We start from the raw sequence: 19,547 nt of genomic DNA, 5'->3' as shown, positions 1-19,547 counted from the left end.
CGTACACTCCCGGGCCCTATGAAGAACATCGTGATCCTGATCTCTGGCCGAGGCTCCAACATGGAGGCGATCGTCCAGGCTTGTGCGACCGAAGGATGGTCGGCGCGCATCGCGGCGGTCATCAGCAACCGGCCCGATGCCGCTGGTCTGCAGTTCGCACAAGCGCGTGGGATCGCGACGGCGGTGGTCGACCACAAGCGCTTCACCGACCGCGAGGCCTTCGATGCCGAGCTGGCCCGGGTGGTGAACGGCCATGCGCCCGACGTGGTGGTGCTGGCGGGCTTCATGCGCATCCTCACGCCCGGCTTCGTGACGCAGTTCGAAGGCCGCATGCTCAACGTGCACCCGTCGCTGCTGCCGGCATTCCCAGGGCTCGGCACGCACCAGCGCGCCATCGAAGCCGGCTGCAAGGTGGCGGGCGCCACGGTGCACTTCGTGACGGCCGAGCTGGACCACGGACCCATCATTGCCCAGGCCACGGTGGCGGTGCTGCCGGGGGACACCGAAGAGACGCTGGCCGCGCGCGTGCTGTCGCGCGAACACCTGCTCTACCCGAAGGCGGTGCGCTGGCTCGTCGACGGGCTGCTGCGTGTGGACCACGGCGTGGTCACGCAGATCAAGGGCGAGCCGCAGCTGCTCTAGCCGATGCGCGCGAAGCGGGGGCGGCGCACGCCGTCGATCTCGACGTCTTCGAAGAACATTGTGTGTGGCCGCACCCACAGGCCGCTCGTGTTGTAGAGCGGTCGGTAGACGACGAGCGGCTCCAGCGTTTCGCTGTGGCGGGCCACGCCGATGACCTCGTACTCATGGCCCTTGTAGTGGCGGTAGCGGCCCGGCGGGGTCTCGGGCAGGGGCGTCAGGTCGTCGGTGCTCATGGTGGGCCAAGGATAATCGCGCGATGCATCCCAACGCCTTGCTCGAACTTGCCACCGATCTGCTGCACAAGGTCCTGCAGTTCGACTCACCGGCCGACCGTGTGGTCTCCGATTTCTTTCGTGCCAACCGCGCGCTCGGCCAGCGCGAGCGCCACACGCTCGCCGAGACCACCTACACCGTGCTGCGCCAGCGCCTGCTGTACCAGCACCTGGCGCAGTCGGGCAAGGGCGAGATGGAGCGGCGCCTGGCCGTGCTCGCGTGGCAGGGCAACGAGGGTTTCCTGCGTGCCGCGTTGAGCGAGCCCGAGCAGCAATGGCTGGCCCAGGTGCAGAAGGTCGACCGCACGGCCTTGCCCGAGAAGCTGCGCCACAACCTGCCCGAGTGGCTGGCCGACATGCTGAAGGCCCAGCTTGGCGACGAGTTCTGGCCGCTGGTGGAAAGCCTCAACGAAAGCGCGCCGCTCGACCTGCGCGTCAACACCTTCAAGGCCAAGCGCGAAGACGTGGCGAAGGCGCTGGCCGATGCGCGCATCGACGCCCAGCCCACGCCCTATTCACCCTGGGGCCTGCGCGTGCAGGGCAAACCGGCGCTGAACAAGCTCGACGTCTTCACCCGCGGCGATGTGGAAGTGCAGGACGAAGGCAGTCAGCTGCTCTCGCTGCTGACCGACCCGAAGCGCGGCGAGATGGTGGTCGACTTCTGCGCTGGCGCGGGCGGCAAGACGCTGGCGCTCGGCGCGGCGATGCGCAACACGGGCCGGCTCTATGCGTTCGACACGTCCGGGCACCGCCTGGCGGCCTTGAAGCCGCGGCTGGCGCGCAGCGGGCTGTCGAACGTCTACCCGGCGCAGATCGCCCACGAGCGCGATGAGCGGATCAAGCGCTTGGCCGGCAAGATCGACCGGGTGCTGGTCGACGCACCGTGTTCGGGCCTGGGCACGCTGCGTCGCAATCCCGACCTGAAATGGCGGCAATCACCCGAGTCGATCGAGGAATTGCGTGTGAAACAAGGGGCAATCCTGGCGAGCGCGGCACGCCTGGTGAAACCCGGCGGGCGGCTTGTCTACGCGACCTGCAGCGTCCTGGAGCAAGAGAACGAATCGATCGTGACGGAATTCACGGCTGCCCAGGGCAAGGCATTCAAGGTGCTCCCCGCCGCTCTGCTGCTGGAGAAAGCCCACGTGTCGGGAGCGGAGGGGCTGGTCCGAGGGGATTTCCTGCGCTTGTGGCCACACCGTCACGGCACCGATGGCTTTTTTGCGGCGGTGTGGGAACGCGGCTGAGCTTGAACTCTCCAACCGCCGCCTTCAGATCCGGAAGACAAGGCGTGCAAACCTCTCGGTTTTCCGGATTCCGGCTGGAGGGCCCCCTCTACAATGACACACCCATTTGGGTGTGACGGTTTCAAGGTAGCTGATGAACGAAATGATGTCTCTGTGGAATGGTCTGGTCGCTTGGCTGGCCGGTGGTCTGGTGGATGCGTCCTGGTGGCAGATCGTGCTGTACACCCTGGCCACGACGCACATCACGATCGCGGCGGTCACGATCTTCCTGCATCGTTCGCAAGCCCACCGCGCCCTCGATCTCCACGCCATCCCCTCCCACTTCTTCCGCCTCTGGCTTTGGCTGGGCACGGGCATGGTCACCAAGGAGTGGGTGGCCATCCACCGCAAGCACCACGCCAAGTGCGAGACGCAAGACGACCCGCACAGTCCCGTGGCACATGGCATCAAGACCGTGCTGCTGACCGGCAGCGAGCTCTATCGCGCCGAGGCGAAGAACCAGGAGACGCTCGCCAAGTTCGGCCACGGCACGCCCGATGACTGGATGGAGCGCAACGTCTACAGCCGCTTCACCTGGCAGGGCGTGGGCATCATGCTCATCCTCAACCTGATGCTGTTCGGAGCGGTCGGCCTGACCGTCTGGGCGGTGCAAATGCTGTGGATCCCGATCACCGCCGCCGGCATCATCAACGGCCTCGGCCACTGGTGGGGCTACCGCAATTTCGAGGCGCCGGACGCGAGCACCAACGTGTCGCCCTGGGGCATCATCATTGGCGGCGAAGAGCTGCACAACAACCACCACACCTACCCGACGAGCGCCAAGCTGTCGGTGAAGAAGTACGAGTTCGACATCGGCTGGGCTTACATCCGCGGTCTGGAGATGATCGGCTTGGCCAAGGTCCGCAAGACGCCGCCGATGCTCAAGCTGGGCAACATCAAGCCGGTGGCCGATTCCAAGACGCTCGAGGCGCTGATCGCCAACCGCTACGAGGTGATGGCCAAGTACGCCCGCGACCTGCGTGTTGCCTGTGCGACCGAAGTGAAGCGCCTGAAGGCCGAAGGCGCCGGGGCCAATGCCAAGCTGGCCAACATGCGCCTGGCGCGTCGTTGGCTGCACCGTGACGCCGACAAGATCCCGAGCCATGTGAAGGCTGCGGTCGAGAGTGCACGTGACCAGAGCCCGGCGCTGGTCAAGCTGGTCGCCATGCGCGAAGAGCTGCGCTCGCTGTGGACGCGCACCAATGTGTCGGCCGAGCAACTTGTGGCCGATCTGCAGGCTTGGTGCAAGAAGGCGGAAGAGAGCGGCATCGCCGCGCTCCAGGAATTCGCCCTGAAGCTGCGCGCCGCCCACGCGTAACGCCTGTCGGCAAGAGACGAAGGCGGGCCCGCTTTGCGGGCCCTTCTTTTTCGGCAACAAAAAACCCGCCGTTGGCGGGTTCTTCATTGGAGCGGAGCCGAATTACTTCAGCTTCGTTTCCTTGTACATCACGTGCTTGCGAGCCTTCGGATCGAACTTCATGATTTCGATCTTCTCGGGCGTGGTCTTCTTGTTCTTGTCGGTCGTGTAGAAGTGACCGGTGCCGGCTGACGATTCCAGCTTGATCTTTTCGCGTCCACCTTTTGCCATGATCGGCTCCTAACTTAGATTTCGCCGCGGGCGCGCAGGTCGGCGACGACCTGCTCGATGCCCACCTTGTCGATCAGGCGCAGTGCCGCATTGGAGATGCGCAGGCGCACCCAGCGGTTTTCGTTTTCGAGCCAGAACCGGCGGTATTGCAGGTTGGGCAGGAAACGGCGCTTGGTCTTGTTGTTGGCGTGGGAAACGTTGTTGCCCACCATCGGGCCCTTGCCCGTGACTTGACAGACGCGTGCCATGACGCTTCTCCGTGTGATCTGTTTAACTGGAGCCGAGGCTGTGCAAGGAATGCGCAGCCGGTTTCGGCAAAGACGACGAGTATAGCCCGCTTTTCCGTGCCTGCCTACCCTGGGCGTCCGACCGCTGTCAATGGCCGAGGAAACGCTGTGCGTCCAGCGCCGCCATGCAGCCGGTGCCGGCACTGGTGATGGCCTGGCGGTAGATGTGGTCCTGCACGTCGCCGGCGGCAAAGACGCCGGGCACGCTGGTCATCGTCGCCATGCCGTTCAGGCCGCTCTGGGTGACGATGTAGCCGTCCTTCATCTCCAGCTGCCCCTTGAAGATGTCGGTGTTGGGCTGGTGGCCGATGGCGATGAAGCAGCCCTTGACGTCGATGTTGCTGGTGGTGCCGTCTTGTGTGCTCTTGATGCGCACGCCGGTCACGCCGGAGGCATCGCCCAGCACTTCGTCGAGCGTTTGCCACAGGTGCAACTGCATCTTTCCCGCGGCGACCTTCTCCATCAGCTTGTCGATCAGGATGGCCTCGGCGCGGAACTTGTCGCGGCGATGGATCAGGTGCACCTTGCTCGCGATGTTGGACAGGTACAGCGCTTCTTCGACCGCCGTGTTGCCGCCGCCCACCACGCACACTTCCTGGCCCCGATAGAAGAATCCATCGCAGGTTGCGCAGCCGCTGACGCCGCGTCCCATGAAGGCTTCTTCAGACGGCAGGCCGAGGTACTTGGCCGACGCGCCGGTGGCGATGATGAGTGCATCGCAGGTGTAGGTGCCCGAGTCGCCTTTGAGCGTGAACGGGCGCTTGGAGAAGTCGACGGTGTTGATGTGGTCGAACACGATCTGCGTGTTGAAACGCTCGGCGTGCTGGAGGAAGCGTTGCATCAGCTCTGGCCCTTGCACGCCCATCACGTCGGCCGGCCAGTTGTCGACTTCGGTGGTGGTCATGAGCTGGCCACCCTGGGCGATGCCCGTCACGAGCATCGGCTTCAGATTGGCGCGTGCCGCATAGATGGCGGCGGTGTAGCCCGCAGGGCCGGAGCCGAGGATCAGGACCTGGGCGTGTTGGGTGTTGTTCTGTGTCATGGCGGATCAGAGAAGGCGAAAAGCAGCGCGAGGGCGTCAGTCTGACATGGGGTTGACGCCGACTGGCATCAATTCATGTAATGGCGACAATTGCCGATATGCTAGGGAAACGTGAGTTTTCCACGTTTAGATTTCACGGGCTGCGCATCCCACAACAAGGAGGTTCTCCGATGGCCATGTTGTCCAATCTGGACTTGATCCGGCGCGTGCCGCTGTTTTCCCTGCTGACCAACGAGCAGGCCACGGCCATCGCCGACAGCGTGGTGAAGCGCCGCTTCCGCCGCGGAGAGATCATCGTCGAGCATGGCAAGAAGTCGAACGCATTGTTCATTCTGCTCACGGGTCGCGCACGCGTGCTGACCTCCGACTCCCGTGGGCGTGAGGTCATCCTTGCCGTGCTGCACCCTGGCAACTACGTCGGCGAGATGAGCCTGATCGACAACGAGCCGCACTCGGCGACCGTGCGCGCCGAGGTGCAGACCGACATGCTGATCCTCGGCCGTGCCGAGTTCGCGCGCTGCCTGCCCGAGAACTCCAGCCTCTCCTACGCCATCATGCGCGGCCTGGTGCAACGCCTGCGCAGCGCCGACCGCCAGATCGAATCGCTGGCCCTGCTCGACGTCTACGGCCGCGTGGCCCGCTCGCTGCTCGACATGGCCGAAGACGACGGCGACGTGAAGATCATCCGCAACAAGGTCTCGCGCCAAGACATGGCCAAGATCGTCGGCGCGTCGCGCGAGATGGTCAGCCGCGTCATGAAAGACCTCGAAGACCGCGGCATGGTCGAGACGCAGGAAAACGGCTCGGTCATCATCAAGGAACGCCTGACGGGCTGACCCTCGCTTGGGCCCGTCTCCGTGGGGCGATTCGGATGAGTCGCCACACCGCATCGGCCACAATGGCTGCATGACGTTTCCCCTCGGATCGCTACGCCCCGAAGGCGGCTCGGCGGCCTCGGCTGCCGGCACCTACACCCGCGACGGGGCTCCTGCTTCCACCCCCATGACTCCGGTCGGCCTGCGCACGCGCTTCGGCGTGCTCGTCGGTGGCGTGTTGTGGTTGCTGGCGCTGATTGCGCTGGCCACGCACAACGCGGCCGACGCTGCCTTCTCGACCTCCGGGAGCGCGGCCGTACCGATCAACAAGATCGGTGCGCTCGGGGCCCGTTTCTCCGACATCGCCTTCGTGCTCTTCGGCTACTCGGCCTGGTGGGGCATGTTGATCAGCCTGCGTGCCTGGCTGAGCGCGCTGGCGCGGGTGCTGCGCGGCGGCGAACCTGCTCATGCACATCGACCGCAGGCGCCGTTGTGGATGTTCTGGGTGGGCGTGGCGCTGCTGATGTGCGCCAGCTCCGCGCTCGAATGGACGCGCCTCTACCAATTCGAACCGCATGTGGCGGGTGGCAACGCCGGCGGTGTGCTGGGTTATCTGCTGGGCCCCGTCAGCCAGCGCTGGCTGGGGTTCGCCGGCTCGGGCGTGCTGTGGATCGCGATGCTGGTGGCGGGCCTCGCGCTGGCGTTCCGCTTCTCGTGGCTGCGCACGGCGGAGGGCATCGGCCAGTGGGTCGATTCGCTGCGTGAGAAGCGTGTCGAGCGCATCGAGCGGGCCGAAGACCAGCGCATCGGCGAGCGCGCGGTGCGTGAGCGTGAGCACGTGGTCGAGGTCGAGCACCAGCTGCACGAGGAGCACGTGCCCATCGTGATCGAGACACCGGTGATCGAAGTGCCGAAGTCGGAGCGTGTGGTGAAGGAGCGCCAGAAGCCGCTCTTCACCGAGCTCGCCGACACCAAGCTGCCGCAGGTCGACCTGCTCGATGCCGCGCCCGGCCGCCAGGAAACGGTGACGCCTGAGACGCTCGAGATGACGTCGCGCCTCATCGAGAAGAAGCTGAAGGACTTCGGCGTCGAAGTGCGGGTCGTCGCCGCGTCACCCGGCCCGGTGATCACGCGCTACGAGATCGAGCCCGCCACCGGCGTGAAGGGATCGCAGATCGTCAACCTCGCGAAGGATTTGGCGCGCTCCTTGAGCCTCGTGAGCATCCGCGTCGTCGAGGTGATCCCGGGCAAGAACTACATGGCGCTGGAGCTGCCCAACGCCAAGCGGCAGACCATCCGCCTGAGCGAAATCCTCGGCTCGCAGGTCTACAACGACGCCGCCTCGCAGCTGACGATGGGCCTCGGCAAGGACATCATCGGCGCACCGGTGGTGGCCGACCTCGCGAAGATGCCGCACTGCCTCGTGGCCGGCACCACCGGCTCAGGCAAGTCGGTGGGCATCAACGCGATGATCCTGTCGCTGCTCTACAAGGCCGAAGCACGCGATGTGCGGCTCATCCTCATCGACCCCAAGATGCTGGAGATGAGCGTGTACGAAGGCATCCCGCACCTGCTGGCGCCGGTCGTCACCGACATGAAGCAGGCCGGCAACGCGCTCAACTGGTGTGTGGGCGAGATGGAGCGCCGCTACAAGCTGATGAGCAAGCTCGGTGTGCGCAACCTCGCCGGCTACAACAAGAAGATCGCCGAGGCCACCGAGCGCGGCGAGTCCATGCCCAACCCGTTCAGCCTCACGCCTGAGCAGCCCGAGCCGCTGGAGCGCTTGCCGCACATCGTGGTGGTGATCGACGAGCTGGCCGACCTGATGATGGTCGTCGGCAAGAAGATCGAAGAACTCATCGCCCGCCTCGCGCAGAAGGCGCGTGCCGCCGGCATCCACCTGATCCTCGCCACACAGCGCCCGAGCGTCGACGTGATCACCGGCCTCATCAAGGCCAACATCCCGACGCGCCTCTCGTTCCAGGTCAGCAGCAAGATCGACAGCCGCACCATCCTCGACCAGATGGGCGCCGAGGCGCTGCTCGGCATGGGCGACATGCTCTACATGGCCTCGGGCACCGGCCTGCCGGTGCGCGTGCACGGTGCCTTCGTGAGCGACGAGGAAGTGCACCGCGTGGTCGACTACCTCAAGCAACAGGGCGAGCCCAACTACATCGAGGGCATCCTCGAAGGCGGCACGCTCGATGGCGAGGGCGACCCGAGCACGGCCGACATGCCGGGCGGTGGTGGCGGCGAGAACGACCCGATGTACGACCAAGCCGTGGCCGTGGTCCTGCAACACCGCCGAGCCTCGATCTCGCTCGTGCAGCGCCATTTGCGCATTGGCTACAACCGTGCAGCCAGACTGCTGGAACAAATGGAGAAATCCGGCCTCGTAAGTGCCATGTCCACCAACGGCAACCGCGACATCATCGTCCCGGCCCGCAGCGAATGAAGAAGATTCTTGTCTCGATGTTGCTGATGGTTGCTGCCGCCACAGCCAGCGCACAAACCGCGGTCGACACGCTGAAGGAATTCGTGCGCGACGTGAAGTCGGGCCGCGCCGAGTTCACGCAGACCGTCACCTCGCCCGATGGGGCGAAGAAGAAAACGTCGAGCGGCAAGTTCGAGTTCTCGCGCCCCAATCGTTTTCGCTTTACCTACCTCAAGCCCTTCGAGCAGGTGATCGTGGCCGACGGCCAGAAGGTCTGGATCTACGACGCCGACCTGAACCAGGCCAGCTCGCGCAAGTTCAGCCAGGCCCTCGGCGCCACACCGGCGGCGCTGCTGGCCGGTGGCTCGCTGGAGAAAGACTTCGACCTGGCCGCTCAGCCTGCGAAGGACGGTCTCGACTGGGTCGAGGCCACGCCCAAGGCGAAGGAGGGCAGCTTCAAGTCGGTGCGCGTGGGCTTCAAGGGCAAGACCTTGAGCGCGATCGAAGTGGTCGATGCGTTCAACCAGCGCTCGCTGCTGCAGTTCAGCCAGTTCGTCGCCAACGAGCCGATCAAGGCCGAGACCTTCGTCTTCACCGTGCCCAAGGGCGCTGATCTGATCGAGCAGTGAGGCAGCGCCTCAGCGTGCCGCGCTCTCCATCTCGGTGAGGGCTTGCTTGGCGGCCGCGATCCACTCGCGGTTCATGTCGCGCGAATGTACGTTGCCCCGCTTGGCATCGGCCAGCACATGCTCGAAGGCCTGTCTGGCGGTAGTGAGGTTGCCTCGTTGCTTCTGGAAGAGGCCGTACTTGCAGCGCGCTTCGAGCGTGCCGTCGGTTGCGATCACGACCTCGAAGGCTTGGGCCGCTTCCGGGCGGCCTGCACCGTGCAGCGCTTCGGCGTACATCAGGGCGAGGTCGCCAGTCTTGTGCTCAGGCGAGGCGGCAAAGAGCCGCTCCAGCGTGGCCACGGCCTCGGCATGCTGCCCGGCTTCGAGCTCGGCAATGGCCAGGCCCTTGAGAAACGACACGTCTTTCGCATAGGCGCCTGAGGCCGCCTCGCGGTAGTGGGCGATGGCATCTTCCAGCTGCCCTTTGGCGAGCAGGGCACGCGCCAGCTGCGCGCGGTTGTACGCGGTGGGGGTGCGGTCGAACTCGGCGGCGGCGAGGCGCAGCTCGCGTTGCGGGTCGACCAGGCCTTGCATCACCCGCGCGGCGTTGCGGCCGGTGCGGGTGTGGCGGATGTCGGGCAGGTATTCGGCGAAGAAGTACACCAGGCTGCCGAGCGCCGGGAACGCGAAGAGCACCATCAGCCAGTAGTTGGGCCGCCCGTTGCGCACGGCATGAACGGCAAAGAAGGCCGCGATGGCCAGGTGGACCAGGGCAAGGATCGGCATGGTGGGCTCCCTCTCTCTCGAACGTCCGCTGTAGGCCGCGGCATGCCGCCATTCTAGAAAGCGGGGCAGGGCCCGACTGCGACAATCTGTGCATGGAATCGCTGCAGTTGCCCCTGGGAGACGATGACGTGCAAGCGCCGCTGGCCGAGCGGCTGCGGCCTCGCACGCTGGCCGACGTGATCGGCCAGCAGCACCTGCTTGGGCCCGGCAAGCCCTTGCGCGTGGCGTTCGAGTCAGGCCGTCTGCACTCGATGATCCTCTGGGGCCCGCCCGGCGTCGGCAAGACGACGCTCGCGCGCCTGATGACCGATGGCTTCGAGGCCCAGTTCATCCAGATCTCGGCCGTGCTGGGCGGTGTGAAGGACATCCGCGAAGCCGTCGAGCGAGCGCAGGTGGCGCAGGGCACGGGCAAGCGCACCGTGGTGTTCGTCGACGAAGTGCACCGCTTCAACAAGGCGCAGCAGGATGCCTTCCTGCCGCACGTCGAGTCGGGCCTCTTCACCTTCATCGGCGCCACCACCGAGAACCCGTCGTTCGAGGTCAACTCGGCCTTGCTCTCGCGCGCCACGGTGCATGTGCTGAAGTCGCTCACCGACGAGGACATGACGCAGCTCCTGCAGCGCGCCCGCGATCTGCTCGGCGCACCACCGCTCACCGACGCGGCGCGCGACCGCCTCATCGGCTACGCCGACGGCGACGCCCGCCGCCTGCTCAATGCCTACGAGAACCTCGTGCGCATGGCCGACCCCAAAGCCGAGACGATCGACGAAGCGCAACTGGAGCGCTCGCTCGGCGAGCAACTGCGTCGCTACGACAAGGGCGGCGAGCAGTTCTACGACACCATCTCGGCCCTGCACAAGGCCGTGCGCGGCAGCGACCCCGATGCCGCGCTCTACTGGTTCGTGCGCATGCTCGACGGGGGTGTCGACCCACGCTACGCCTCGCGCCGCCTCGTGCGCATGGCCAGCGAAGACATCGGTCTCGCCGACCCGCGCGCCCTGCGCATGGCGCTCGATGCGGCCGAAACGTATGAGCGATTGGGCAGCCCCGAGGGCGAGCTGGCGCTGGCGCAGGCGGTGGTCTTTCTCGCGATGGCGCCGAAGTCGAATGCGGTCTACACCGCCTACAACACCGTGAGGGCCTTCATCGCGAAAGACGGCACCCGCCCGGTGCCGCTTCACCTGCGCAACGCACCGACCAAGCTCATGAAGGACCTCGACTACGGGCGCGACTACCGCTACGCGCACGACGAGCCCGGCGGCTTCGCGGCCGGTGAGAACTACTGGCCCGACAAGCTCGCGCCGCAGCGCTTCTACCAGCCGGTCGAGCGTGGTCTCGAGCTGAAAATAGGGGAACGGCTCCAGGAGTTGAGGCGCCTCAATGACGAAGCACGCGAGCGCTCCACAGAGGGAGACAAGCGCAAGAATCGCTGATGGCTGTACGGGGAAACGCGCAGCAGGCCCCGCTCAGGTGGCCCCCTAGAATCGCCCCCGTCACAGCCCAGACATCAGACAGAGCCCCGGCGTCCACACGACGGCGGGCTTTTTGCTTACAGGCAGGAACGGCGTCCACAAGACGAGCCGCTTTCGACTTCCCCAGGAGACTCCTTCGATGGATACATTCATCCAGCAGATCATCAATGGTCTGGTGCTCGGCAGCGTGTATGCGCTGGTGGCCCTCGGCTACACGATGGTCTACGGCATCATCAACCTCATCAACTTCGCCCACGGCGAGGTGCTGATGGTGGGCGCGCTCACGAGCTGGACGGTCGCGACCTCGCTCCTCGGCCTCGGCTGGCCGGGCTGGCTGGTGATGGTGATCTCGCTGCTCGCCGCGATCATCGTGTGTTCGGTGCTCAACTTCAGCATCGAGAAGATCGCCTACCGGCCGCTGCGCACGGCGCCGCGCCTGGCGCCGCTGATCACCGCGATGGGCATGTCGCTGCTGCTGCAGACGCTCGCGATGATCATCTGGAAGCCGAACCCGAAGCCTTATCCGATCCTCATCTCGGCGGAGCCGTATGAGATCGGCGGTGCGGTGATCAACACCATCCAGATCCTCATCCTCGTCACCACGGCGGTCACGCTCGCCGGGCTGATGTACCTCGTCAACCGCACCAAGCTCGGCCGCGCGATGCGCGCCACCGCCGAGAACCCGAAGGTCGCCGGCCTCATGGGCGTGCGGCCCGACATGGTGATCTCGGCCACCTTCATCATCGGCGCGGCCCTCGCGGCACTGGCCGGCGTGATGTACGCCGCCAACTACGGTTCGGTGCAGCACTCGATGGGCTTCCTGCCCGGCCTCAAGGCCTTCACTGCCGCGGTGTTCGGTGGCATCGGCAACCTGGCCGGCGCGATGGTGGGCGGTGTGCTGCTGGGTCTCATCGAGGCCATGGGCGCCGGCTACATCGGCGACCTGACCGGCGGCATCCTGGGCAGCCACTACCAGGACATCTTCGCCTTCATCGTGCTCATCCTCGTGCTCACGCTGCGGCCGCAAGGCCTGCTCGGCGAGCGTGTGGCCGACCGCGCCTGAGGAGCCTGCGATGAACTTCCGCGACAACAAGCTCGCCACCTTCCTCATCGCCGGTGCGCTGCTGCTCATCGCACCGCTGATCGCCCAGCAGTTCGGCAACGCCTGGGTGCGCATCATCGACATCGCGCTGCTCTACGTGCTGCTCGCGCTCGGCCTCAACATCGTGGTCGGCTACGCCGGCCTGCTCGACCTGGGCTACGTGGCGTTCTACGCCGTCGGCGCCTACATGCTGGGGCTGCTGGCCTCGCCGCACCTGTCGCAGACCTTCCCCGGCTTCGCGGCCACCTTCCCCAACGGGCTGCATGCGCCGCTGTGGCTGGTGATCCCGCTCGGGGCCTTGCTGGCGGCTGCGTTCGGCGTGGCGCTGGGCGCGCCCACGCTCAAGCTGCGTGGCGACTACCTCGCCATCGTGACCCTCGGCTTCGGCGAGATCATCCGCGTCTTCCTCACCAACCTCGATGCGCCGGTCAACATCACCAACGGCCCCAAGGGCTTGAGCCAGATCGACTCGTTCAAGGTGCTGGGCTACGACTTCGGCAAGTCGCACGAGTTGTTCGGCCTCGAGATCCCGTCGGTCACTGGCTATTACTACCTCTTCCTCGCACTGGTGATCGTGAGCGTGGTGATCTGCTACCGGCTGGAGCAGTCGCGCATCGGCCGTGCGTGGATGGCCATCCGCGAAGACGAAGTCGCCGCCAAGGCGATGGGCATCAACACCCGCAACATGAAGCTGCTCGCCTTCGGCATGGGCGCCACCTTCGGCGGCGTGTCGGGCGTGCTCTTCGCGAGCTTCCAGGGCTTCGTGTCGCCCGAGTCGTTCAGCCTGAACGAGTCGGTGATGATCGTGGCGATGGTGGTGCTGGGCGGCATCGGCCACATCCCCGGTGTCATCATCGGCGCCCTGCTGCTCGCTGCGCTGCCCGAGGTGCTGCGCTATGTGGCCAGCCCGCTGCAGCAGATGACCGATGGCCGGCTCGACTCGGCCATCCTGCGCCAGCTGCTGATCGCGCTTGCGATGATCGCCATCATGCTGTCGCGCCCGCGTGGCTTGTGGCCGGTGCCGGAGCATGGGCGAATGCGGCCAGGCTCGCCTGACCAGGACCCGGCACCGAAGGGGACCCTGTCATGAGCAGCGCGCCCAACACCACCCCGGTGCTCGAAGTCGCCAACGTCTCCAAGCGCTTCGGCGGCCTGCAGGCCCTGAGCGACGTGGGCATCCGCATCGAGCCCGGCCAGGTCTACGGCTTGATCGGCCCCAACGGTGCCGGCAAGACCACCTTCTTCAACGTCATCACCGGCCTCTACACACCCGACTCCGGCAGCTTCAAGCTGGGCGGCCAGCCCTACAAGCCGAGCGCGGTGCATGAAGTGGCCAAGGCCGGCATCGCCCGCACCTTCCAGAACATCCGCCTCTTCGCCGACATGACGGCGCTCGAGAACGTGATGGTCGGCCGCCACGTGTGCACGGCCTCGGGCCTGATCGGCGCGGTGTTCCGCACCAGCGGCTTCAAGGCCGAGGAGCATGCGATCGCCAAGCGCGCGCAGGAGCTGCTCGACTACGTGGGCATCGGCAAGTACGCCGATTTCAAGGCGCGCACGCTGAGCTACGGCGACCAGCGCCGCCTCGAGATCGCCCGCGCGCTCGCCACCGACCCCAAGCTGATCGCCCTCGACGAGCCCGCCGCCGGCATGAACGCCACCGAGAAGGTGGTGCTGCGCGAGCTGATCGACCGCATCCGGAAAGACGGCCGCACCATCTTGCTGATCGAGCACGACGTGAAGCTCGTGATGGGACTGTGCGACCGTGTCACGGTGCTCGACTACGGCAAGCAGATCGCCGAAGGCAGCCCTGCCGATGTCCAACGCAACGAGAAGGTGATCGAGGCCTACCTCGGCGCCGGCCACAAGGCGCACTGAACATGACGACCCTCCTGAAAGTGAATGGCCTGAAAGTGGCCTATGGCGGCATCCAGGCCGTGAAGGGTGCGTCGTTCGAGGTGCACGAAGGCGAACTCGTCAGCCTCATCGGCGCCAACGGCGCCGGCAAGACCACCACGCTCAAGGCCATCACCGGCCTGCAGCCGGTGGGCGCGGGCGACATCGAATTCCTCGGCCGCAGCATCAAGGGCCAGGGCGCATGGGACCTGGTCAAGCAGGGCCTCGTGATGGTGCCCGAGGGCCGTGGCACCTTCACCCGCATGTCGATCACCGAGAACCTGCTGATGGGCGCCTTTGTGCGCAACGACAAGGAGATCGACGCCGACATCGAGAAGGTGTTCGGCATCTTCCCGCGCCTGAAGGAGCGCCGCAACCAGCTGGCCGGCACCATGTCGGGCGGCGAGCAGCAGATGCTGGCGATGGGCCGCGCGCTGATGGCGCGCCCCAAGGTGCTGCTGCTCGACGAGCCCTCGATGGGCCTGTCGCCCATCATGGTCGACAAGATCTTCGAAGTGGTGGCCGACATCGCCAAGCAGGGCGTGACCATCCTGCTGGTGGAGCAGAACGCGAGCCGCGCGCTGCAGCTGGCCAACCGTGGCTACGTGATGGAGTCGGGCGAGGTCACGATGAGTGGCGAGGCGGCAGCCCTGCTGAACGACCCCAAGGTGCGGGCGGCCTACCTGGGCGAGTAAGGGGGCGGCGACGGGCGGCGAGGCGACCAAAGTCACCTCTCCCGGGAGGGGTGCACTTCTATACTTTCCCGCAGCCTGCAGTCGGCTCCCGTCGGAAATGTCTCCGTGGAAAGGTCTTCGATGAACGCAACCCCGCTCTCCCGTTTCACCCAGCTCGCGCTTGCGGCCGCCGCTGTGGCCGTGCTCAGTGGCTGCGGCTCCACCATGCCGTCGATGGGCGGCAACAAGGGCGTGGTCTCCGGCTCGGCCGGTGGCGCCACCTCCGAAGGCACCAACAGCCAGCTCGAGAAGTGCCCCGAGACCCTCGGCACCATCGCCATCGACGAAGACGCGCAGGCGCCCTGGTACTACGAGCTGCGCCGCAACAGCCTCGGCTCCACCGTGCCGGTGCTGCGCCTGATGATCCAGCAGAGCAATTGCTTCGTGATCGTCGAGCGGGGCCGCTCGATGAACAACATGATGCGCGAGCGCCAGCTCGAGTCCTCCGGCGAAATGCGGCAGGGCAGCAACTTCCAGAAGGGCCAGATGGTCGCGGCCGACTACACCATGCAGCCGTCGATCCAGTTCTCGGGCCGCACTGGCGGTGCCGCGGCGGGCCTGCTCACCGGCCGCCTGGGTGCGCTGGGCGCCGTGGCCGGCAACGTGAAGCGCAACGAGGCCTCGACCACGCTGCTGCTGATCGACAACCGCTCCAGCGTGCAGATCGCGGCGTCCGAAGGCACCGCGGGCAATTTCGACTTCGGCCTCTTCGGGGGCGGCTTCCTGGCCGGCCTGGCGGGCGGTGGCGGCGGCTACTCCAACACCCCGCAGGGCAAGGTGATCGTGGCGGCGTTTGCCGACTCGTTCAACCAGATGGTCAAGTCGCTGCGCAACTACAAGGCGCAGACGGTCAAGGGTGGCCTGGGCACCGGCGGTCGCCTGGGGGTGGACGGCGGCAGCACGCCGGCGTCGAAGGAACTCAACAAGAAGTAAGCCTCCCGGCTCACTCGATCAAAAGGCCGCGCTCGCAAGAGACGCGGCCTTTTTGTTTCCGACTCAGTCGACCTTGGCGCCCGAGGCCTTGACGACCTTCTCGTACTTGGCGTTTTCACGCTTCACGAAGTCGGCGAACTGCTGCGGCGTGAAGGGCATGGCCTCGGCCATCAGCGTGGTGAAGCGCGCCTGCAGCTCCGGCGAGGCCAGCGCGTCGGTGAAGGCCTTGTTCAAGCGCTGCGTCTGATCGGCCGGCAGGCCTGCGGGCCCGAAGAGGCCGAACCAGGTGTTGACGTCGAATCCCGGCAGCGTCTCGGCAATCGCCGGCAGCTCGGGCGTGGCCTTGGCGCGCTTCGCGGTGGTCACGGCCAAGGCCTTCAGCTTGCCGGCCTTGATGTTGGCCGACGCGCTGGCCAGGTTGTCGAAGGTGAGGTCGACTTCGCCCGTGAGCAGCGCCAGCTGTGCCGGGTTGCCGCCGGCGTAGGGGATGTGGACCATGAACACCCCCGCCTGCGACTTGAACATCTCGCCCGCCAGGTGGCCGGCGCTGCCGTTGCCGCCCGAGCCGTAGTTGAGCTTGCCGGGATTGGCCTTCGCGTAGGCCACGAGGTCGGCCACGCTCGCGATCTTCAGGCGCGCGGCGGTCTGCGGGTTCATCACCAGCACGTTGGGCACCTGCGCCACGCCGGTGAGCGGCGTGAAGTCACGCAGCGCGTCGTAGGGCATGCGGGTGTAGAGCCAGGGGTTGATGGCGTGCGTGGCCACGGCGCCCATCACGATCGTGTGGCCGTCGGGCGCCGACTTGGCGACGAGGTCGGCGCCGAGGTTGCCACCGGCGCCGGGCTTGTTCTCGACGATCACGGTGCCGAGGCTGTCTTTCACCTTGTCGGCCAGGGCGCGGGCCACGATGTCGAGCGGGCCGCCAGGCGGGTAGGGCACCACGAGGCGGATCGGCTTGGCGTTTTGCGCCAGGGCGGGCGTGGCAGCCACCGCCAGCGCGGCGAGCGTGAAACGACGGCGGGAGATGTCACTCAGCATGTTTGTCGGCCTCGGAGGTGAAGCTGTCGGCAAAGAACTCATCGAGGGGAAGGTTGCAGTGCGCGACGAAATCGCGCTGCGCCGAGTCGACCATCACCGGCGCACCGCAGGCATACACCTGGTGGCCCGAGAGGTCGGGCAGGTCGGCCATCACCGCCTGGTGCACGAAGCCCGTGCGGCCCGTCCACTCGTCTTCGGGCTTGGCGTCAGACAGCACCGGCACGTAGCGCAGGTGGGGCATGGTGCGGGCCGCTTCCGCGCACCAGGCGTGCATGTAGAGGTCGGCGAGGCTGCGGCAACCCCAGTAAAGCGTGGTGGGCCGCGCGATGCCCTTTGCTTGCATGTGCTCGATGATCGCTTTCACCGGCGCGAAGCCGGTGCCGCTGGCGAGCAGCACGATGGGCTTGTCGCTGTCTTCGCGCAGGAAGAAGCTGCCGAACGGGCCCTCGAGGCGCAGGATTTCCTTTTCCTTCATCGCCCCGAACACGTGGTCGGTGAAAAGGCCGCCGGGCATGTGGCGGATGTGCAGCTCGATGCCCGGCTTGTCGCGCTGTGCGCTCGGCGCATTGGCCATGCTGTAGCTGCGGCGGGCGCCGTCTTTCAGGATGAACTCGATGTACTGGCCAGCGCGGTATTGCAGCGTGTCATTGGCCGGCAGCTGCAGCTGGATCACGGCGACGTCGGGCGCGGGCCTGGTGATGGTGGTGACGCGGCAGGGCATCTTGCGCACCGGGAATTCACCGGCGCCCGCGACCGTGCGCGCTTCGAGCACGATGTCGGTCTGCGGTGCGGCGCGGCAGGTGAGGGTGTAGCCCGCCTCTTCTTCAGCCGGCGTGAGCGCCTTGACCTGATGGGTGCCGTGGATCACGCGGCCCTCGAGGAGCTTGCACTTGCAGGAGCCGCAGGCGCCGTCCTTGCAGCCATAGGGCAAGCCCACGCCCTGGCGGATGGCCGCCAGCAGGATGGGCTCGTCGCGGTCGACCGAGAAGCTCACGCCGCTCGGCTGAACCGTCACTTTGAACGTCATGGGATAACCTCTTCTGACCCGTCAGCGAACGACCTTCGATTTTGCCCGCTCCCCCATGACCCTTTCCCGCACCTTCAGACGGCCGACCTTGCTCATCGTGGGTTGCGGCGACATGGGGCAGCGGGTGCTGCGCCTGCTGGCGGGGCGCTACCGGCTGCTGGTGCTCACCTCGAGCGCTGCGCGTGTGCCAGCGCTGAGGGCGGCCGGTGCGGTGCCGCTCGTCGGCAACCTGGATGACCCGGCGAGCCTGCAGCGGCTCGCCGGCCTGGCGGATGCGGTGCTGCACCTCGCACCGCCTCCGGGCCAGGGCACGGCCGACACCCGCACCGCTGCGCTGCTGCAGGCGCTCGCGCGCCAGGGCCGCGTGCGGCGCATCGTCTACGCCAGCACCACTGGCGTGTATGGCGATGCGCAGGGTGCTCGCTTCGACGAGGTGCGCGCGGTGGCACCGGCGACCGACCGCGCACGGCGGCGTGTCGACGCCGAGGCGCGGGTGCGGTGGTACGGCCGGGCGTTCGGCGCGCGCGTGTCGGTGCTGCGCATCCCCGGCATCTATGCGGGCGACCGCGAAGGCGGCCATCCGCGCGAGCGCCTGGCGCGCGGCACGCCGGTGCTGGTGGCGGCCGACGACGTCTACACCAACCACATCCACGCCGACGACCTGGCGCGTGCCTGCGTGGCCGCGCTGCACCGCGGCCTGCCGCAGCGCGTGGTGCATGCGAGCGACGACACCGAGCTGAAGATGGGCGACTACTTCGATCTCGCGGCAGAGCTGTGCGGCCTGCCACGGCCACCTCGCATCACGCGGGTGGAAGCGGCCGAGCGCATGTCGGCCGTGCAGCTGTCGTTCTGGAGCGAATCACGTCGGCTCGACAACACGCGCCTCAAGCGCGAGTTGCGCCTGAAGCTGCGCTACCCCACGGTGCGCGAAGGCCTGGTGGCTTAGCGCCGCGGCTTGCCGAACGGCGGAAGCCCGCGCCAGTAGCGGATGGTGAGCCAACCGCCCAGCATGCCGCCGATGTGTGCGAGCGAGCCCAGGTCGCCCGTCCAGCTCATCAGGAGGGCGATCACGCCGAAGACGATCACGAAGACCTTCATCTTCATTGGGATCGGCGGGAAGAGCGGCATCACCGTGCGATCGGGGAAGTACATCGCCGCGGCGACCAGCAGCGCATAGAGGCCACCCGATGCCCCCACGAGGCGGCTCATGCCGGCGCCGGGCAGGGCGGTGGCGATGAGGAACAGCAGGCCGCCGAAGATCGCGCCGATCGCGAGAAAGGCCATGTAGCGCTTGCGGCCCCACAGCATCTCGAGTTCGGAGCCGAACATCCACAGGCCGAGCATGTTGAAGAAGAGATGCAGCACGCTGCCGTGCAGCAGGCCGTAGCTCAACACCTGCCACGGCATGAAGAAGCCACTGCCGAGCGGAAACAGGGCGAACCAGCGGTCGATCAGAGGGGTGAAGATCTGCAGGCAGTAGATCGCCGTGCAGGCCAGCATCAGGAACTGGGTGATCGGTGGAATCGGGGGCATGCGGGGCGCTGAGGACGGAAAGGCGCAAGCGTAACCGGTTTGACCACTGGCCCGG

General features: G+C 66.5%; 21 protein-coding genes. 13 read left to right on the top strand and 8 right to left on the bottom strand.

The features are described from left to right. Positions 1-18 precede the first annotated feature (18 nt). Entirely contained in the window at positions 19-642 is a 624-nt protein-coding gene (locus KF892_09580; GenBank protein MBX3625250.1) for a phosphoribosylglycinamide formyltransferase, read from the top strand. Here KF892_09580 and KF892_09575 read toward each other — a convergent pair. Next, positions 639-875 (bottom strand): DUF1653 domain-containing protein, encoded by a 237-nt coding sequence (locus KF892_09575; protein ID MBX3625249.1) that lies wholly within the window; start codon positions 873-875, stop codon positions 639-641. The two genes, KF892_09580 and KF892_09575, sit on opposite strands and share 4 nt — an antisense overlap. A 23-nt stretch (positions 876-898) precedes the next feature. On the opposite strand from KF892_09575, the gene KF892_09570 reads away from it, so the two are divergent. Together KF892_09570 and KF892_09565 are read left to right on the top strand one after the other, a co-directional pair. Further along, a complete protein-coding gene (locus KF892_09570) occupies positions 899-2,158 on the top strand; it encodes an RsmB/NOP family class I SAM-dependent RNA methyltransferase (GenBank protein ID MBX3625248.1) in 1,260 nt (419 codons plus the stop codon). 133 nt (positions 2,159-2,291) lie between these two features. Then, positions 2,292-3,515 (top strand): fatty acid desaturase, encoded by a 1,224-nt coding sequence (locus KF892_09565; GenBank protein ID MBX3625247.1) that lies wholly within the window; start codon positions 2,292-2,294, stop codon positions 3,513-3,515. A gap of 102 nt (positions 3,516-3,617) precedes the next feature. On the opposite strand, the gene rpmG is transcribed toward KF892_09565, so the two are convergent. The 3 genes from rpmG to trxB form a co-directional block, all read right to left on the bottom strand. Continuing rightward, positions 3,618-3,785 (bottom strand): 50S ribosomal protein L33, encoded by a 168-nt coding sequence (rpmG, locus tag KF892_09560; protein MBX3625246.1) that lies wholly within the window; start codon positions 3,783-3,785, stop codon positions 3,618-3,620. A gap of 14 nt (positions 3,786-3,799) precedes the next feature. After that, positions 3,800-4,033 (bottom strand): 50S ribosomal protein L28, encoded by a 234-nt coding sequence (gene rpmB, locus KF892_09555; GenBank protein MBX3625245.1) that lies wholly within the window; start codon positions 4,031-4,033, stop codon positions 3,800-3,802. Positions 4,034-4,160: 127 nt separating this feature from the next. Next, a complete protein-coding gene (gene trxB / locus KF892_09550) occupies positions 4,161-5,114 on the bottom strand; it encodes a thioredoxin-disulfide reductase (protein ID MBX3625244.1) in 954 nt (317 codons plus the stop codon). A 170-nt stretch (positions 5,115-5,284) separates the two neighbouring features. Between trxB and KF892_09545 the strand changes: the two genes are divergently transcribed. The 3 genes from KF892_09545 to lolA all read left to right on the top strand — a co-directional run bounded on the left by KF892_09545 (position 5,285) and on the right by lolA (position 8,992). After that, positions 5,285-5,950, top strand: coding sequence for a Crp/Fnr family transcriptional regulator (locus KF892_09545; GenBank protein MBX3625243.1), 666 nt, complete (start codon positions 5,285-5,287; stop codon positions 5,948-5,950). Positions 5,951-6,020: 70 nt separating this feature from the next. Next, positions 6,021-8,384 carry a DNA translocase FtsK 4TM domain-containing protein gene (locus KF892_09540; protein ID MBX3625242.1) on the top strand — a complete coding sequence of 788 codons (2,364 nt, stop codon included), beginning with the start codon at positions 6,021-6,023 and terminating at the stop codon, positions 8,382-8,384. Further along, positions 8,381-8,992 carry an outer membrane lipoprotein chaperone LolA gene (gene lolA / locus KF892_09535; GenBank protein ID MBX3625241.1) on the top strand — a complete coding sequence of 204 codons (612 nt, stop codon included), beginning with the start codon at positions 8,381-8,383 and terminating at the stop codon, positions 8,990-8,992. Before KF892_09540 ends, lolA begins: the two co-directional genes overlap by 4 nt. Before the next feature lie 9 nt (positions 8,993-9,001). On the opposite strand, the gene KF892_09530 is transcribed toward lolA, so the two are convergent. Beyond that, a complete protein-coding gene (locus KF892_09530) occupies positions 9,002-9,757 on the bottom strand; it encodes a tetratricopeptide repeat protein (protein MBX3625240.1) in 756 nt (251 codons plus the stop codon). A 92-nt stretch (positions 9,758-9,849) separates the two neighbouring features. Between KF892_09530 and KF892_09525 the strand changes: the two genes are divergently transcribed. From KF892_09525 to KF892_09500, 6 genes are all read left to right on the top strand, one after another. Beyond that, positions 9,850-11,190 (top strand): replication-associated recombination protein A, encoded by a 1,341-nt coding sequence (locus KF892_09525; GenBank protein ID MBX3625239.1) that lies wholly within the window; start codon positions 9,850-9,852, stop codon positions 11,188-11,190. Between the two features lie 178 nt (positions 11,191-11,368). Further along, positions 11,369-12,292 (top strand): branched-chain amino acid ABC transporter permease, encoded by a 924-nt coding sequence (locus tag KF892_09520; protein ID MBX3625238.1) that lies wholly within the window; start codon positions 11,369-11,371, stop codon positions 12,290-12,292. 10 nt (positions 12,293-12,302) lie between these two features. Then, entirely contained in the window at positions 12,303-13,421 is a 1,119-nt protein-coding gene (locus KF892_09515; GenBank protein MBX3625237.1) for an ABC transporter ATP-binding protein, read from the top strand. Further along, the gene (locus KF892_09510; protein ID MBX3625236.1) at positions 13,418-14,209 is read left to right on the top strand and encodes an ABC transporter ATP-binding protein; all 792 of its coding nucleotides are present in this window, start codon (positions 13,418-13,420) and stop codon (positions 14,207-14,209) included. The genes KF892_09515 and KF892_09510 overlap by 4 nt, the downstream gene beginning before the upstream one ends. 2 nt (positions 14,210-14,211) lie before the next feature. Next, positions 14,212-14,922: an ABC transporter ATP-binding protein gene (locus KF892_09505; protein MBX3625235.1), complete on the top strand. Its 711-nt coding sequence runs from the start codon at positions 14,212-14,214 to the stop codon at positions 14,920-14,922. A 120-nt stretch (positions 14,923-15,042) separates the two neighbouring features. Next, the gene (locus tag KF892_09500; protein MBX3625234.1) at positions 15,043-15,894 is read left to right on the top strand and encodes a peptidoglycan-binding protein; all 852 of its coding nucleotides are present in this window, start codon (positions 15,043-15,045) and stop codon (positions 15,892-15,894) included. A 63-nt stretch (positions 15,895-15,957) separates the two neighbouring features. Here the strand turns inward: KF892_09500 and KF892_09495 are convergent, their stop codons facing one another. Both KF892_09495 and KF892_09490 read right to left on the bottom strand, forming a co-directional pair. Next, complete coding sequence (locus tag KF892_09495) at positions 15,958-16,932, bottom strand: tripartite tricarboxylate transporter substrate binding protein (protein ID MBX3625233.1); 975 nt, start codon at positions 16,930-16,932, stop codon at positions 15,958-15,960. Beyond that, positions 16,922-17,959, bottom strand: a complete 1,038-nt coding sequence (locus KF892_09490; protein ID MBX3625232.1) for a CDP-6-deoxy-delta-3,4-glucoseen reductase — start codon at positions 17,957-17,959, stop codon at positions 16,922-16,924. The genes KF892_09495 and KF892_09490 overlap by 11 nt, the downstream gene beginning before the upstream one ends. A 55-nt stretch (positions 17,960-18,014) precedes the next feature. Here KF892_09490 and KF892_09485 point away from each other — a divergent pair, with 55 nt between their 5' ends. Beyond that, positions 18,015-18,905, top strand: coding sequence for an SDR family oxidoreductase (locus tag KF892_09485; GenBank protein MBX3625231.1), 891 nt, complete (start codon positions 18,015-18,017; stop codon positions 18,903-18,905). Here the strand turns inward: KF892_09485 and KF892_09480 are convergent. Beyond that, on the bottom strand, positions 18,902-19,492 hold the full coding sequence (locus KF892_09480; protein ID MBX3625230.1) for a rhomboid family intramembrane serine protease: 591 nt from the start codon (positions 19,490-19,492) through the stop codon (positions 18,902-18,904). The genes KF892_09485 and KF892_09480 overlap by 4 nt on opposite strands. Between the last annotated feature and the right edge of the window lie 55 nt (positions 19,493-19,547).

The sequence above is a fragment of the Rhizobacter sp. genome (assembly GCA_019635355.1).
Classification (GTDB): domain Bacteria; phylum Pseudomonadota; class Gammaproteobacteria; order Burkholderiales; family Burkholderiaceae_C; genus Rhizobacter.
The sequence above is the reverse complement of the archived record's forward strand: the minus strand, read 5'-3'. Positions and strand labels throughout refer to the sequence as shown.

What these genes read in the sequence shown, in the direction of transcription:
- KF892_09580 (MBX3625250.1), top strand. Translation starts at nt 19, where the DNA reads ATGAAGAACATCGTGATCCTGATCTCTGGCCGAGGCTCCAACATGGAG.
- KF892_09575 (MBX3625249.1), bottom strand. Translation starts at nt 875, where the DNA reads ATGAGCACCGACGACCTGACGCCCCTGCCCGAGACCCCGCCGGGCCGC.
- KF892_09570 (MBX3625248.1), top strand. Translation starts at nt 899, where the DNA reads ATGCATCCCAACGCCTTGCTCGAACTTGCCACCGATCTGCTGCACAAG.
- KF892_09565 (MBX3625247.1), top strand. Translation starts at nt 2,292, where the DNA reads ATGAACGAAATGATGTCTCTGTGGAATGGTCTGGTCGCTTGGCTGGCC.
- rpmG (MBX3625246.1), bottom strand. Translation starts at nt 3,785, where the DNA reads ATGGCAAAAGGTGGACGCGAAAAGATCAAGCTGGAATCGTCAGCCGGC.
- rpmB (MBX3625245.1), bottom strand. Translation starts at nt 4,033, where the DNA reads ATGGCACGCGTCTGTCAAGTCACGGGCAAGGGCCCGATGGTGGGCAAC.
- trxB (MBX3625244.1), bottom strand. Translation starts at nt 5,114, where the DNA reads ATGACACAGAACAACACCCAACACGCCCAGGTCCTGATCCTCGGCTCC.
- KF892_09545 (MBX3625243.1), top strand. Translation starts at nt 5,285, where the DNA reads ATGGCCATGTTGTCCAATCTGGACTTGATCCGGCGCGTGCCGCTGTTT.
- KF892_09540 (MBX3625242.1), top strand. Translation starts at nt 6,021, where the DNA reads ATGACGTTTCCCCTCGGATCGCTACGCCCCGAAGGCGGCTCGGCGGCC.
- lolA (MBX3625241.1), top strand. Translation starts at nt 8,381, where the DNA reads ATGAAGAAGATTCTTGTCTCGATGTTGCTGATGGTTGCTGCCGCCACA.
- KF892_09530 (MBX3625240.1), bottom strand. Translation starts at nt 9,757, where the DNA reads ATGCCGATCCTTGCCCTGGTCCACCTGGCCATCGCGGCCTTCTTTGCC.
- KF892_09525 (MBX3625239.1), top strand. Translation starts at nt 9,850, where the DNA reads ATGGAATCGCTGCAGTTGCCCCTGGGAGACGATGACGTGCAAGCGCCG.
- KF892_09520 (MBX3625238.1), top strand. Translation starts at nt 11,369, where the DNA reads ATGGATACATTCATCCAGCAGATCATCAATGGTCTGGTGCTCGGCAGC.
- KF892_09515 (MBX3625237.1), top strand. Translation starts at nt 12,303, where the DNA reads ATGAACTTCCGCGACAACAAGCTCGCCACCTTCCTCATCGCCGGTGCG.
- KF892_09510 (MBX3625236.1), top strand. Translation starts at nt 13,418, where the DNA reads ATGAGCAGCGCGCCCAACACCACCCCGGTGCTCGAAGTCGCCAACGTC.
- KF892_09505 (MBX3625235.1), top strand. Translation starts at nt 14,212, where the DNA reads ATGACGACCCTCCTGAAAGTGAATGGCCTGAAAGTGGCCTATGGCGGC.
- KF892_09500 (MBX3625234.1), top strand. Translation starts at nt 15,043, where the DNA reads ATGAACGCAACCCCGCTCTCCCGTTTCACCCAGCTCGCGCTTGCGGCC.
- KF892_09495 (MBX3625233.1), bottom strand. Translation starts at nt 16,932, where the DNA reads ATGCTGAGTGACATCTCCCGCCGTCGTTTCACGCTCGCCGCGCTGGCG.
- KF892_09490 (MBX3625232.1), bottom strand. Translation starts at nt 17,959, where the DNA reads ATGACGTTCAAAGTGACGGTTCAGCCGAGCGGCGTGAGCTTCTCGGTC.
- KF892_09485 (MBX3625231.1), top strand. Translation starts at nt 18,015, where the DNA reads ATGACCCTTTCCCGCACCTTCAGACGGCCGACCTTGCTCATCGTGGGT.
- KF892_09480 (MBX3625230.1), bottom strand. Translation starts at nt 19,492, where the DNA reads ATGCCCCCGATTCCACCGATCACCCAGTTCCTGATGCTGGCCTGCACG.